The organism is Mesorhizobium sp. M0663 (genome assembly GCF_040320585.1).
Lineage (GTDB): Bacteria > Pseudomonadota > Alphaproteobacteria > Rhizobiales > Rhizobiaceae > Mesorhizobium.
Genome location: NZ_JAMYPX010000001.1, coordinates 179,106 through 192,492, shown reverse-complemented (window position 1 = coordinate 192,492; position 13,387 = coordinate 179,106). Strand labels below are relative to the sequence as shown.

The following is a 13,387-nucleotide window of genomic DNA, read 5'->3' as shown; positions in this document are numbered from 1 at the left end:
TTTGTTGCGCCGGTCAATGTGCTGTGGCAGAAGCGGCGAGCCGCCTTCCGGAGATGCGCCTTCTTGAAACCTTTTCGCGACAAACGCCGCGACAGCCGCCCGCCCGCGAAGGGCGGGGCGGAGCAGCCGCGGCGGCGCGACGCCGGCCTGACCGCCGGTTCGGAGCCTAAACTGCAGGACCGGTCCGAGCCGAAAGCCGCGCCGCGCCCTCTATCCCGCCGCGATGGCGCGCTGCCTGCCGAACATCTGCCGCTGATCCTCGAGGTCGGCCCCAATCAGGACTACGCGCTGCTCGACAGCGGCGCCGGAGAAAAACTCGAGCAATACGGCCCCTACCGCATCGTTCGGCCGGAGGGCCAGGCGATCTGGCAAAAGGCTTTGCCGGCCAGGGACTGGGAGCGTGCCGACGCCATTTTCACCGGCGATACCGACGAGGAAGGCATCGGTCGCTGGCGCTTCCCCAAGACGCCGCTCGGCGAGACCTGGCCGATGAAGCATGACGGCATAGATTATCTCGGCCGCTTCACTTCGTTTCGCCATGTCGGCGTCTTTCCCGAGCAGGCCTCGCACTGGGACCACATGGCCGGACTGATCGCGGCGGCAAAACGGCCGGTGAAGGTGTTGAACCTGTTCGGTTACACCGGCCTTGCCTCCTTGGTGGCGGCGCGTGCCGGCGCCGAGGTCACCCACGTCGATGCTTCCAAGAAGGCGATCGGCTGGGCGCGCGAAAACCAAGAAATGGCGGGCTTATCGCAAAAGCCGATCCGCTGGATCGTCGACGATGCCGTGAAATTCGCCGAACGCGAGGAGCGCCGCGGCAGCCGCTATGACATCATCCTGTTCGACCCGCCCGCCTATGGCCGCGGACCGAAAGGCGAGGTCTGGCAGCTGTTCGAGGACCTGCCGGCGCTGACCGATATCTGCCGCGCGATCCTGACGCCGAAGCCGCTCGCCGTGGTACTGACCGCCTATTCGATCCGCGCCTCTTTTTTCGCCATCCATGCCCTGATGCGCGACACCTTCGCCGGCATGGGCGGCACGGTCGAGTCGGGTGAATTGATCATCCGCGAGAAATCTGCCGGTCGGGCGCTTTCGACCTCGCTGTTCTCACGCTGGGTGGCCTGAATGAGTGCGTACGAACGGCACGCGGGCGCGCCAGGGCAGGTGAAGGAAGTCACCAGCCTCGCCAACCCGCTGGTCAAGGACATCAAGGCGCTCGCGCTGAAGAAATTCCGTGACCAGCAGAATGCCTTCATGGCCGAAGGCCTGAAGCTGGTCATCGACGCGCTCGATCTCGGCTGGTCGATCAGGACATTGGTCTTCGCCAAGGCCGGACGTGGCAATACGGCGGTTGAAAAGATCGCGGCGCGCACGGTCGCCGCCGGCGGCACCGTCCTTGAAGTTTCGGAAAAAGTGCTGGTCGCCATCACCCGCCGCGACAATCCGCAAATGGTCGTCGGCGTGTTCTCGCAGAAATTCCTGCCGTTGAAGGACATCCGCGCCCGTGACGGCGACGTCTGGGTGGCGCTCGACCGCGTCCGCGACCCCGGCAATCTCGGCACCGTCATCCGCACGGTCGACGCTGTCGGGGCCAGGGGCGTCATCTTGGTCGGCGAGACCACCGATCCCTTTTCGGTCGAAACGGTGCGCGCCACCATGGGCTCGATTTTCGCCGTGCCGGTCGCCAAGGCGTCGCCCGAAGCTTTTCTCGCCTGGCGAACGAGCTTTCCCGGCCTCGTCGCCGGCACCCATCTGAAGGGCGCGGTCGACTACCGCTCGGTCGATTTTTCAAAAGGCCCGGTGCTTTTGATGATGGGTAACGAGCAGCAAGGCCTGCCTGACGAGCTTGCCGCAAGCTGCGACAAACTGCTGCGGATACCGCAGGCCGGCCGCGCCGATTCGCTCAACCTTGCGGTGGCCACCGGCGTCATGCTGTTCGAGATCCGGCGCGGCGCGCTGAAGCTCGGCCCGGAGGATGCCCGATCGTGACATCTCAAACCGTGAAACTGCAAACCATGAAGTCCTGGAGGCCGTATGCTCTTCTGGTCGTCGCCGCGATAGCGCTCGACCAGTGGGTGAAATACCTAGTCGAAACCGGTCTTGCCTTTCAGGAACGGCTCGACCTGCTTCCGTTCCTGGCGCTGTACCGCACCTACAACACCGGCATCGCGTTCTCGCTGTTTTCGTCCTTCGGCGACACCGGCCTGGTGGTCGTCGCGGTTCTGGTGGTCGCTTTCGTGCTCTATCTTGCGGCCCGCACGCCGCCCGGCCACCTGCTTGCCCGCATCGGCTTCGCGCTGATCGTCGGCGGCGCGCTCGGCAACCTGATCGATCGCGCAATCTACGGTCATGTCATCGACTATGTCCTGTTCCATACGCCGGTCTGGTCCTTCGCCGTCTTCAACCTCGCCGACGCCTTCATTTCGGTTGGTGCGGTGCTGGTCGTCTTCGACGAACTCATTGGCTGGCGGCGCGGAGCGTCGAGCGATTGACCTCACTCGCCTGGCGCCGCACATTCTGATCTGCAAGCCCGAGGAGAAAAAATGCCCGAAACCTTCAAAGCCATCCTCGTTTCGCGTGACGCCGAGAAAAACCAGTCAGTCGCGGTGACCGAGCTTACCGAGGCAGACCTGATGGAGGGCGACGTCACCGTCGCGGTCGAGGCGACGACGGTGAACTACAAGGACGGTCTTGCAATTACCGGCAAGGCGCCGGTGATCCGCCGCTGGCCGCTGGTGCCGGGCATCGATTTCGCCGGCACCGTCATCTCGTCTTCCAATTCTGGCTGGCGCAAGGGTGACAAGGTCATATTGAACGGCTGGGGCGTCGGCGAGACGCATTTCGGCGCCTATGCCGGACGCGCCCGCGTCAAGGGCGACTGGCTGGTGCCGTTGCCGGACGGCATGAGCCCGCATGATGCGATGGCGGTCGGCACCGCCGGCTACACCGCCATGCTTTGCGTCATCGCGCTGGAGCGCCACGGCATCGTGCCCGATCGCGGCCCGGTGGTGGTGACCGGCGCTGCCGGTGGCGTCGGCTCGGTCGCGGTCTCGATCCTGTCCAGCCTCGGCTATCACGTCATCGCCTCGACCGGCCGCGCTGCCGAAAGCCCCTATCTGATCGACCTCGGCGCTGCGGAAGTGATTTCACGCGACGAGCTCACCCAGCCGGCAAAACCGCTCGCCGAGGAACGCTGGGCCGGCGGCGTCGATGCGGTCGGCAGTCACACGCTGGCCAACGTTCTGTCGATGACCTCCTATGGCGGCGCCGTCGCCGCTTGCGGCCTCGCCGGCGGCATGGACCTGCCGGCAAGCGTCGCCCCCTTCATCCTGCGCGGCGTCTCGCTGCTCGGCATCGATTCGGTGATGGCGCCGAAGGCGGTCCGCCTCGAGGCCTGGCGCCGCATCGGCGCCGATCTCGACCACGCAAAGCTTGCCAGCCTGTCGACGAGCATCGGCTTCGACGGCATCATCGGCGCCGCGCATGACATCGTCGAGGGTAAGATCCGCGGCCGCGTGGTGGTGGATATGTGAGCCCCCAAGGGATAAAAAAGAGCGCGACCGCTAAAATTCGAGCGATCAACCACAACCTTCGATAAGCTCTGTCTGGCAGGAGTTCCGTATGATTGCGGAACCCGGCATCAGAGAGGCGGAACCAGCCGAACGGGCCGACGGGACGGCCCCCGCGGCGCCAGGACGGCAGCTTGTCGCCGCGCCACCGCTGGCGCCGGAACTGCCGGCCTCCAACCGCGAAGGCCTGCCCTTCCTGACGCTCGTCGCCATCGTCGTGCTGGCAGGCTTTTCGCATCTGACCGGGGCGCCGATCTTCATCACCATCGGCCTTTTGGCGACAGCCATCGCCGGGCTCGCCGTGCATCTGCGCAACAGGCGCACCGAGCGCCGCGCGGTGGCCGTGCTCGATGCCACGACCGCCCGCAGCCGCGCCGAAATCGAGACGCTGGCCGACCGCATGTGGGAGATGCAGGAGAGCGAGGAGCGCTTTCGCGGGCTGATCGATGCACTCGGCGATCTCGTCGTCCATCGTGACCGCGACGGCCACATTGTCTACGCCAACAAGGTTTTCGCCGACCTTGTCGAAACCGACCAGCGCGACCTTGCCGGCAAGACCCTGGCCGAACTAGGCATCGATGTCGGCATCGTCCCCGACGCCGCGTTTTCCGACCATGAATGCCTGAGTTCCACCGACGTCGCCATTCGCACGCCGGACGGCCCACGCTGGTTCTCTTGGATCGAGCTGTCGGTGCGCGACAAGGACAGCGGCGCCGTTTCGCATCGCGCCATCGCCCGCGACATCACCGCTCGCAAGCGCGCCGAATCCTCGCTGATCACCGCCCGCGAGCGGGCCGAATATGCGAGCCAGGCCAAATCGCGCTTCCTCGCCACCGTCAGCCACGAGATCCGCACGCCGATGAACGGCATCATGGGCATGGCCCGGCTTCTCGCCGACACCAGCCTTTCGCCCGAGCAGCGGACCTATGTCGGCGCCATCTCGACCTCGGCCAGCGCGCTGCTGGCGCTGATCGAGGACCTGCTCGATTACTCGAAGATCGAGGCCGGCCGCTTCGATCCCGAACCGCAGCCGATGTCGGTGCGTGAGATCGCCGACAACGTCATCGAACTCTTGGCGGCGCGGGCTTTTGCCAAGGATATCGGCCTCGGCTGCCATGTCGAACCCGACGTGCCGCAGCTGATCACCGCCGACCCCGGCAGGGTCAGGCAGGTGCTGCTCAATCTCATCGGCAACGCCGTCAAGTTCACCGACAGCGGCGGCGTCCTGGCAAGCATCGCCCGCGTCCGCACCGAAACCACCGACCGCATCCGCTTCACCATCGCTGATACCGGCCCCGGTCTGCGCGAGGAGGACATGGAGCGCATCTTCGAGGACTTCGAACAGGCTGACGGCACCTCGACCCGTGCGCATGGCGGTGCCGGCCTCGGTCTCGCCATTTCCAAGCGCCTGGTGACCGCCATGGGCGGCACTATCTCTGTGTCGAGCCGGCTTGGCCAGGGGTCCGAATTCGTCTTCGATATTCCCGCTATTTCCGCCGTCGAGGCGCCGCAGATCCGCCAGGACGCGCTGTCGGGCCGGCATGCGGTGATCGTGTCGAAGAACCTGGTCGAGGCCGGAGCCCTCGCCCGCACCATTCGCGCCAATGGCGGCACGGTCGATCTGGCCACCGCCGCCGCCCAGGCCACCGCTTTCGCCGAGGGCTGTGACGTGCTTCTGATCGATGCTGCCATGGAGCAAAGCGACGGCAGGTTGCTCAGGCGCCTGCGCCAGAGCGGATTTGCCGATTGCGAGGCAGTGACGCTGATCGCGCCGACCGACCGCGGCATGCTTGGCGAGTTCCGTGCCAACGGTTACGCCACCTTCCTGGCGAGGCCGGTGCGCGGCGAGACACTGCTGCGCGTGCTCTTGACCAGCCATGCACCGGTCATCGCCGAGCCGCAACTGCAAAGGCGCGGCGCGCAGGCGGGGCACGCCATTGGCGCCCGCCAGCAGGGCCTGTCGGTGCTGATCGCCGAGGACAACGACATCAACGCCATGCTGGCCCGCGCCACGCTGCTGAAGGCCGGGCATCGCGTGAAAGTGGTCGGCAACGGCAAGGCCGCCGTCGAGGCGGTCATCAGCACCGGCCACAAGCACCGTTACGACGTGGTGCTGATGGACTTGCATATGCCTGTCATGGACGGCCTGGACGCCATCGCCGCCATCCGCCGCCATGAGGAGGAGACCGCGGTGCCGCCGGTGCCGATCATGGTGCTGTCGGCCGACAGCCAGGAAAAGACCCGCCACGCCGTGCTCGCTCACGGTGCCAGCGGCTTCGTCACCAAGCCGCTCGACCCCGATGCCCTGGTTCATGCGGTCGAAGGGCAAGCGGCCGCCTGAGGCACAACATAGACGGTTGATAGATTACCCAGCCGACGAAGTATTGCCCGCAGAGCCGTATCACGGTACTGTCACAATCCTGTTGCACCTACACCGTATCCCCGTGCCAAGAGGGATGGCTCGAAGGAGAATCACTCGTGCATACAGTCATGCCGGAATGTGATGCTCGGCCGAACGCCAGCGGGCCTTTGCTCGTCGGCCGGAACGCCGATGCCGTCATAAAAGGCGCATCGCTCGGCCGCATCGGCAATCTCGAAGTGCGGCTCGCCCGCAACGAGGCCGAGATCGCTGCCGCGCAGGAAGTGCGCTACCGGGTGTTCTACGACGAGCTTGGTGCCAGGAAGGACCTGTTCCAGATGCAGGACCGCCGCGATGCCGATCGCTTCGATCCCCTCTGCGATCATCTGCTGGTCTTCGATACTTCGCTTTCCGGCCCCGAGCATCGCCGCATCGTCGGCACCTACCGCCTGCTGCGGCAGGAGATTGCCGCGGCCGCCGGCGGCTTCTATTCCGAAGGTGAATTCGAGCTGACCAAGCTGATCGCGCGGCATCCCGGCCAGCGCTTCCTCGAGCTCGGCCGCTCCTGCGTTCTGCCGGAATACCGCTCGAAGCGCACCATCGAGGCGCTGTGGCAAGGCATCTGGGCCTACATCAACCATTACGGGATCGGCGTGATGACCGGCTGCGCGTCGTTCCACGGCACCGTGCCGGCGGCACATGCGGAGGCGCTGACCTATCTTGCCCACCACTGCCGGACGAATTCATCCTGGGACGTGCGCGCCGTCGCCGGGCGCTATTGTTCCATGGATCTGATGCCGATCGAGGCCGTCAATACCAAGGCGGCGATCGCCGCGATGCCGCCGCTGGTCAAGGGCTATCTGCGCGTCGGCGCGCGCATTGGCGACGGTTGCGTCATCGACCGTGAATTCTCGACGGTCGACGTGTTCGTGGTGATGCCGGTCAAGGAGATCGGCGCCCGCTACGTCAATTATTATGGCGGAGAAGCGCAGCGGTTTGCGGCCTGAGTAGTGAATAGTGAGTGAATAGTGAGTGAATAGTGAATAGTGAATAGAACCTAGCACTGACTGCTGGAGCAGCAATTGGCTACTCACCATTCACTACTAACCATTCACTATTCACCATTCACCATTCACGCATCTTTCTCAGCCTGCTCGTTGACCGGCCCCGGCTCCACCGGCGCTTCGCTTGCGACATGCTTGGGGCCGCCCTTGGCGACGCCGACCATGGCCGGCCGCAGAACACGCTCGCCGATCGAATAGCCGGGCTGCACGACCTGCACGACCGTGTTGGCCGGTACGTCGGGATTGGGCACCTCGAACATCGCCTGGTGAAAATTCGGATCGAATTTCTCGCCCTCGGGCTCGAGCTTCTTCACGCCGTGGCGTTCCAGCGCCGACAGCATGGCGCGCTCGGTGATCTCGACGCCGTCGATCAGCGCCTTGAAGCCGGCATCGCCCGAAGCCTTGGCCTCCTCCGGGATGGCATCCAGCGCACGGCGCAGATTGTCTGACACCGAAAGCATGTCGCGGGCAAAATTGGCAACCGCATAGGCGCGCGCATCGTGGACGTCGCGGGCGGTGCGGCGACGCAAGTTCTCCATGTCGGCCGCGACGCGCAGCGCGCGATCCTTCAGCTCTTCGTTTTCCTTCAGAAGCCGCACAAGCGCTTCATAGTCGCCGTCGACGCCGCCTTCCCTTGGCTCCGCGGCAGCCTCGGTCTTCTCGGCTTCATCGGGCGCGCGTTCGTCTTTTGCCTGGTCGCTCATCGCCGTTTCCCGTCATTTTCGAATGGTGTGGATTTGCGCCCGATATCGAGGTTTAGCGGCCAAAAATCAAGGGGCAAGCGCTACTGCAGTCGCTGCCGCGGCTTGATGGCGGACGGCGCAGACCTTTCGATTTTAATTCAAACTTTACCGTACCCGACGGCTTTGCTTGCCAGCATACTACAATGCGGGAACCATTCCTCCCTTGGAAGAGTTTCGAAGCCGACACAGGATTTTGGATGATGCCCCGCAGGAATGGCGAAAAACGCGACGGGCTCGCCGCCGATATCCGGCGCCAGCTCGGCACCGAGGCGACCAAGCGCTTTCTGCGCACCTTGCCGGCCTTCCGCACGGAGTCCGATATTCCCGACCGTCTGAAGGAATTGCTCGACCGCCTGGACGGCGTCGAAGCCAAGGTGGTCGCAGGCGGGCGCCGTCGGTAGACACCATCGCAAGCAACGCGACCTGCGATTGCGGCCGCAATTCCTCGCCATCGCGCGACATTTACCCGCAGTAACTTTGCGTGATCTCCGCCTTGCGGCAGCGCGCCGCTCCGCCTATGTTTCATGATGAACATGATTTCCCCCGAAGCTGTGGCAAACAGCAAGCGCGCCTGGTTGAAAATCCTGTCGCGCTATAAAAAGCCCGACAGGCGTCGCAGCGCCGTCGAACTCGCCATCACCCTCATTCCTTTCGCCACGCTGTGGGCATTGTCCTCGGCCGCTTATGCCTATGGCCATTGGTGGGGTCTGGTCCTCATCCTTCCGGCCGCCGGCTTTCTGGTGCGGATCTTCATGATCCAGCACGATTGCGGCCACGGCTCCTTTTTTGCCAATCGCTATGCCGACGACTGGATCGGCCGCGTCCTTGGCGTGCTGACGCTGACGCCCTACGATTGCTGGCGCCGCGCCCACGCAACCCATCACGCCAGCGCCGGCAATCTCGACGAGCGCGGCACCGGCGACATCAAGACACTGACCGTCGCCGAATACCGGCAACTGTCGTGGCGGGGCCGGCTCGCCTATCGCCTCTATCGCCATCCGCTGGTGATGTTCGGCCTTGGCCCGATCTGGATTTTCATTTTCGAGCAGAGACTGCCCTTGGGCATGATGCGGGGCGGCCTCACCCCTTGGGTGTCGTCGATGTCCACCAACCTAGCCATCACGGTCATAGCCGCTCTGCTCATCTGGTTCGTTGGCCCCGGCGCGTTTCTGGTCGTGCATTTGCCGATCGTCATCCTCGCCGGATCGGCCGGCATCTGGCTGTTCTATGTCCAGCATCAGTTCGAAGAGACGGAGTGGACAAAGGACTCCGAGTGGGAATTCCAGCACGCTGCCCTGCACGGTTCGTCCTATTACGACCTGCCGCCGGTGCTGAACTGGATCACCGGCAATATCGGCGTCCACCACGTGCACCACCTCTCGGCCAAGGTGCCATGCTACCGGCTTCCGGAAGTGCTGAGGGACTATCCGGAGCTGCGTGAGATCGGCCGCGTCACACTCCTCGACAGCTTGCGCTGCGTCAAGCTGGCGCTGTGGGACGAGAGCCGCAGCAAGCTGGTATCGTTCCGCGAAGCGCGGATGGCCGTGTAGACGCACCGCCGCACCTAAAGCGCGTCGCGCTCGACCGGCCTCATGCGACGCGCTTTAGGTTCTTGTTTATGCATGCCGTTATCGCAAAACCGCTGAACACTTTTGCGCGACATGCGTTAGGGGTGCGGCGGGGCTCCACATTCCGAGCTTAAGCTGCCTGGCGCTGGTCGCGCATCAGGATCTCGCCCTGGCGGATCTCGGTGCCCAGCACTTTCAGGCATTCGCGCATGAACGCGGCAAGGCCCGGCCAGCCCTTGGCCGACACCAGATTGCCGTCGACATGGGCGCCGGTCGGCGCAACATCGATATAGATGCCGCCGGCCAGCGTGACTTCCGGCTCGCAATATTGCAGCGCCGCGACTTCGCGGCCGCGCACCACGCCGTCGACCGCGATCAGGATCTGCACGCCGTGGCAGATGGTGAAGATCGGTTTTCCCGTCTCATGGAAATGCCGCACCAGCGCCTGCACGCGCTTGTCGATGCGGATATATTCCGGGCCGCGCCCGCCCGCCGCGTAGACGGCATCGTAGTCGGCCGGATTGACCTCGGAAAACGTCTTGTTGAGGATGTAGTCGTGGCCGAGCTTTTCCGTATAGGTCTGGTGGCCCTCGAAGTCGTGCAGCGAGGTCTTCAGGATATCGCCGGCCTTCTTGTCGGGGCAAACGACATGGACGGTGTGGCCCACCGCATGCATGGCCTGTTCAAAGACGAAAATCTCGTACTCCTCGCTGAACTCGCCAACGAGCATCAATATCTTCTTGCCAGCCATACCCGGTTCCCCCCTTGTGGCCACATTTATTCGGATCGCGAAATAATGGGCCTATCCTAAGGCGGAGAGGCGCAAAATAAAAGGCTGAATCGGGAATGTGGTCCGACCAGAAGGCTTCTGGCCCTCTGGAGCGGATCAGCCGGCGCGCACCCGCCGCCAGGAATATTTCGGGCCTTTGGCCTCCGGCTTCACCGCCGGCTGATAGAACAGCGGCAGTCCGCCTGTGCGGCCTTGCTCGAGCCGCTTCAGCAGCACCGGGTGCGATATCTCGAATTCATCGAAGCCGAGGCGCAGCATATGCGGCAGCTGATCAATCAGCACCTGCCCGGTGGCGCGCATAGCGCCTGCAAAATGATAACGGCTGCGCAGCAATTCGCCCTTGGAGAACGAGCGGCCGTCGTTGAACGCCGGAAACGCCAGCGCCACCAGCGACAGCTGATCGAGCAGGCCTGCGATCTTTTCGAGCTGATCGCCGGGCTGCAGCAGCACACCGATGCGCTCCTTCGTCGACCGCCGCACCTCCGGATCGAGGCCGAGAAACGCCTGCAACGGCAGGATGAAACGGCCATTGCCGACCAGCGCCTCGGCGCTTTCGGCATGAACCCACTCGTCCTCGCGGAACCCATCCGGTGTCCACAGCCGCATTGCGTTTTCGGCTATCAAGTCGCTCATCAAGAAAATTCCCAAGTCCACAATATTCTCAAATTCAAAACACCCCGGGGTGTGTCGAGATTCAGGTCAGGCCAAGCCGAAGCCGACGGCGGGCGCGAAGCGACCAAACTGGGTGGCTTCCGAGAACCGGAGCGGAGCGTACTTTGGGTACGTGAGCGCCGGAAGCGCAGGAAGCCGCCGTTTGCAGGCCGGCTGAATATCAACATATCCTAAAGCGAGGCGTCGGTCAGCGACCTTTCCAGCCCCGACAAGTGGATGCCGCATTCGGTCTTGGCGTGCCCGGCCCAGCGGCCGCTGCGCGCGTCGTCGCCCGGCTGCACCGGCTGCGTGCATGGGAAGCAGCCGATCGACAGATAGCCATAGGCGACCAGCGGGTTTTCACGCAGCGCATGTGCGCGCATGTAGCCGGCCTGGTCCGATGTCGTCCAGTGCGCCAGCGGATTGATGCGGATGCGCGAGCCGACCGCCTCGAACACTGGCAGCGCTGCCCGGGTCGCCGCCTGGAAGCGCTTGCGGCCGGTGAACCAGGCGCGGAACGGCTCGACGCCGCGCGCCAGCGGCTCGACCTTGCGGACGTCGCAGCAGGCGTCGGTGTCGGTCTCGTTCAGATTGCCGGTCGGGTCGATCCTTGCCAGCGCCGCATCGTCGGGCCTGATCACCCGGATATCGCTCAGCCCGAAATCGGCGGCCAGCGCGTCACGATAGCCGAGCGTCTCCTCGAAATGCTTGCCGGTGTCGAGAAAGATCACCGGCAGCGTGCGGTCGATCTCGGCGATCATGTGCAGCAGCACCGCCGAATCCGCGCCGAAGGACGAGACGGCGGCGATTTCGCCGTGAAAGAACTCCCGGGTCGACCGCTCGATGATCTCCAGCGGCTTCAGATGGCCGTAGAGCGCGTCGAGACCCGCCGCTTGGGCGGCGATGCCGGCCTCGACGTCGACAATACGGTCAAGCGGCCTTGGCTTCGCCAGCATAGAGCGCCTCCTTGAACGGCGCGGGACCGACTCGGCGGTAGGCGTCGATGAATCTTTCGTTTCTGTCCAGCCGAAGCCCGAGATAGGTCTCGACGATCTGCTCGATGGCATCGGTGATCTCTTCCGAACTGAAGCCGCGGCCGATGATCTCGCCGACCGAGGTGTTCTCGTCGGCCGAGCCGCCGAGCGTCACCTGGTAGAGCTCGGCGCCTTTCTTCTCGACGCCGAGGATGCCTATATGGCCGACATGGTGATGGCCGCAGGCATTGATGCAGCCGGAAATCTTCAGCTTCAATTCGCCGATGTCGCGCTGGCGCTCCAGCGAAGCAAAGCGCCGCGAGATTTCCTGCGCCACGGGAATGGAACGCGCCGTTGCCAGCGCGCAATAGTCGAGGCCGGGGCAGGAGATGATGTCGCTGATCAGGTTGGAATTGGCCGTCGCCAGCCCGATATCGACAAGCGCGTCATAGACCGCCTTGAGATCGGCCCGCGCCACATGCGGCAGGATCAGGTTCTGCTCGTGACTGACGCGCAGCTCGTCGAATGAATATTTTTCGGCAATGTCGGCGACCGCTTCCATCTGGCTGTCGGAGGCATCGCCCGGCGTCTCGCCAATGCCCTTGAGCGAGATGGTCACCGCCGCGTAGTCGGGATGGCGATGGGTGACCACATTCTGGTCCAGCCATTCGGAAAAGCGCTTCGAGTCGAGGCGGGCAAGCTTGACCGCCTCGTCGCCTTCCGGCCGGTCGACAAGCGGAGGCGGCGCGAAATAGGCATCGATGGCGCGGATGTCTTCTTCCGGCAGCCTCAGCTCGGCGTCCTTCAACTCCTGCCATTCGGCCTCGACCTGGCGGGTGATCTCCTCGACGCCGGTCTCATGGACCAGGATCTTGATGCGCGCCTTGAACTTGTTGTCGCGCCGGCCGTAGAGGTTGTAAACGCGCAGGATCGCCGTGCAGTAGGACAACAGATCCGCTTCGGGCAGGAAATCGCGGATCTTCTTGGCCACCATCGGCGTGCGGCCCTGGCCGCCGCCGACATAGACGGCGAAACCGAGCTCGCCGGCAGCGTTCTTCTTCAGGTGCAGGCCGATGTCGTGCGTCTGGATGGCGGCGCGGTCGCGCTCGGCGCCGGTCACCGCGATCTTGAATTTTCGCGGCAGGAACGAGAACTCCGGATGCACCGAGGACCATTGCCGCAGGATTTCGGCATAGGGGCGCGGATCGGCTATCTCGTCAGCGGCGGCGCCGGCGAAGTGGTCGGCGGTGACGTTGCGGATGCAATTGCCGCTGGTCTGGATAGCGTGCATCTCGACGCTTGCCAGATCGGCCAGGATCGCCGGGATGTCCGACAGCGCCGGCCAGTTGAACTGGATATTCTGGCGCGTCGTGAAATGGCCGTAACCCTTGTCGTATTTGCGGGCGATGTGGCCAAGCATGCGCAGCTGCTTGCTGTTCAGCGTGCCATAGGGCACCGCGATGCGCAGCATATAGGCATGCAGCTGCAGATAGACTCCGTTCATCAGCCGCAGCGGCCGGAACTGGTCCTCGGTGATCTCGCCGGCAAGGCGCCGCGCGACCTGGTCGCTGAACTCGGCGACGCGGGCCTTGACGAAATCGTGGTCGAACTCATCGTAACGGTACATATTCAGGTCTTTCCGGGCGCGTCCGCCCGTTATTTTCTTCGT

Annotated in this window: 13 protein-coding genes; 8 read left to right on the top strand and 5 right to left on the bottom strand. The window is 64.1% G+C overall.

The window, feature by feature from the left end; genetic code table 11:
• Window positions 1-63 precede the first annotated feature (63 nt).
• The 6 genes from NKI54_RS00935 (at window position 64) to olsB (ending at window position 6,935) form a co-directional block, all read left to right on the top strand.
• A complete protein-coding gene (locus NKI54_RS00935; RefSeq protein WP_352453977.1) occupies window positions 64-1,125 on the top strand; it encodes an RsmD family RNA methyltransferase in 1,062 nt (353 codons plus the stop codon).
• Window positions 1,126-1,989 (top strand): TrmH family RNA methyltransferase, encoded by an 864-nt coding sequence (locus NKI54_RS00930; RefSeq protein WP_023675255.1) that lies wholly within the window; start codon window positions 1,126-1,128, stop codon window positions 1,987-1,989.
• 26 nt (window positions 1,990-2,015) lie between these two features.
• Window positions 2,016-2,492 carry a signal peptidase II gene (lspA, locus tag NKI54_RS00925; RefSeq protein ID WP_352577458.1) on the top strand — a complete coding sequence of 159 codons (477 nt, stop codon included), beginning with the start codon at window positions 2,016-2,018 and terminating at the stop codon, window positions 2,490-2,492.
• 51 nt (window positions 2,493-2,543) lie between these two features.
• Entirely contained in the window at window positions 2,544-3,533 is a 990-nt protein-coding gene (gene acuI / locus NKI54_RS00920; protein ID WP_352690387.1) for an acrylyl-CoA reductase (NADPH), read from the top strand.
• Window positions 3,534-3,621: 88 nt separating this feature from the next.
• Complete coding sequence (locus NKI54_RS00915; protein ID WP_352690384.1) at window positions 3,622-5,910, top strand: PAS domain-containing hybrid sensor histidine kinase/response regulator; 2,289 nt, start codon at window positions 3,622-3,624, stop codon at window positions 5,908-5,910.
• Window positions 5,911-6,059: 149 nt separating this feature from the next.
• Window positions 6,060-6,935, top strand: coding sequence for a l-ornithine N(alpha)-acyltransferase (gene olsB / locus NKI54_RS00910; RefSeq protein ID WP_023675251.1), 876 nt, complete (start codon window positions 6,060-6,062; stop codon window positions 6,933-6,935).
• Window positions 6,936-7,060: 125 nt separating this feature from the next.
• On the opposite strand, the gene grpE is transcribed toward olsB, so the two are convergent.
• Window positions 7,061-7,696 (bottom strand): nucleotide exchange factor GrpE, encoded by a 636-nt coding sequence (grpE, locus tag NKI54_RS00905; RefSeq protein WP_023675250.1) that lies wholly within the window; start codon window positions 7,694-7,696, stop codon window positions 7,061-7,063.
• Window positions 7,697-7,932: 236 nt separating this feature from the next.
• Between grpE and NKI54_RS00900 the strand changes: the two genes are divergently transcribed.
• A complete protein-coding gene (locus NKI54_RS00900; RefSeq protein WP_023675249.1) occupies window positions 7,933-8,136 on the top strand; it encodes a hypothetical protein in 204 nt (67 codons plus the stop codon).
• Window positions 8,137-8,262: 126 nt separating this feature from the next.
• Window positions 8,263-9,285 (top strand): fatty acid desaturase, encoded by a 1,023-nt coding sequence (locus NKI54_RS00895; RefSeq protein WP_352588358.1) that lies wholly within the window; start codon window positions 8,263-8,265, stop codon window positions 9,283-9,285.
• 148 nt (window positions 9,286-9,433) lie between these two features.
• Here the strand turns inward: NKI54_RS00895 and NKI54_RS00890 are convergent, their stop codons facing one another.
• The 4 genes from NKI54_RS00890 to NKI54_RS00875 all read right to left on the bottom strand — a co-directional run bounded on the left by NKI54_RS00890 (window position 9,434) and on the right by NKI54_RS00875 (window position 13,345).
• Window positions 9,434-10,054, bottom strand: a complete 621-nt coding sequence (locus NKI54_RS00890; protein ID WP_023675247.1) for a DJ-1/PfpI family protein — start codon at window positions 10,052-10,054, stop codon at window positions 9,434-9,436.
• 135 nt (window positions 10,055-10,189) lie between these two features.
• Window positions 10,190-10,726 carry a DUF934 domain-containing protein gene (locus NKI54_RS00885; protein WP_352690382.1) on the bottom strand — a complete coding sequence of 179 codons (537 nt, stop codon included), beginning with the start codon at window positions 10,724-10,726 and terminating at the stop codon, window positions 10,190-10,192.
• 209 nt (window positions 10,727-10,935) lie between these two features.
• On the bottom strand, window positions 10,936-11,700 hold the full coding sequence (locus NKI54_RS00880; protein WP_352448339.1) for a phosphoadenylyl-sulfate reductase: 765 nt from the start codon (window positions 11,698-11,700) through the stop codon (window positions 10,936-10,938).
• Window positions 11,675-13,345, bottom strand: coding sequence for a nitrite/sulfite reductase (locus tag NKI54_RS00875; RefSeq protein WP_352690379.1), 1,671 nt, complete (start codon window positions 13,343-13,345; stop codon window positions 11,675-11,677). The genes NKI54_RS00880 and NKI54_RS00875 overlap by 26 nt, the downstream gene beginning before the upstream one ends.
• Window positions 13,346-13,387 lie beyond the last annotated feature (42 nt).

Coding starts and splice junctions, on each gene's coding strand:
- NKI54_RS00885 (WP_352690382.1), bottom strand. CDS start 10,726: ATGAGCGACTTGATAGCCGAAAACGCAATGCGGCTGTGGACACCGGAT.
- NKI54_RS00880 (WP_352448339.1), bottom strand. CDS start 11,700: ATGCTGGCGAAGCCAAGGCCGCTTGACCGTATTGTCGACGTCGAGGCC.
- NKI54_RS00890 (WP_023675247.1), bottom strand. CDS start 10,054: ATGGCTGGCAAGAAGATATTGATGCTCGTTGGCGAGTTCAGCGAGGAG.
- NKI54_RS00895 (WP_352588358.1), top strand. CDS start 8,263: ATGAACATGATTTCCCCCGAAGCTGTGGCAAACAGCAAGCGCGCCTGG.
- NKI54_RS00930 (WP_023675255.1), top strand. CDS start 1,126: ATGAGTGCGTACGAACGGCACGCGGGCGCGCCAGGGCAGGTGAAGGAA.
- NKI54_RS00915 (WP_352690384.1), top strand. CDS start 3,622: ATGATTGCGGAACCCGGCATCAGAGAGGCGGAACCAGCCGAACGGGCC.
- NKI54_RS00900 (WP_023675249.1), top strand. CDS start 7,933: ATGATGCCCCGCAGGAATGGCGAAAAACGCGACGGGCTCGCCGCCGAT.
- grpE (WP_023675250.1), bottom strand. CDS start 7,696: ATGAGCGACCAGGCAAAAGACGAACGCGCGCCCGATGAAGCCGAGAAG.
- olsB (WP_023675251.1), top strand. CDS start 6,060: ATGCCGGAATGTGATGCTCGGCCGAACGCCAGCGGGCCTTTGCTCGTC.
- acuI (WP_352690387.1), top strand. CDS start 2,544: ATGCCCGAAACCTTCAAAGCCATCCTCGTTTCGCGTGACGCCGAGAAA.
- NKI54_RS00875 (WP_352690379.1), bottom strand. CDS start 13,345: ATGTACCGTTACGATGAGTTCGACCACGATTTCGTCAAGGCCCGCGTC.
- lspA (WP_352577458.1), top strand. CDS start 2,016: ATGAAGTCCTGGAGGCCGTATGCTCTTCTGGTCGTCGCCGCGATAGCG.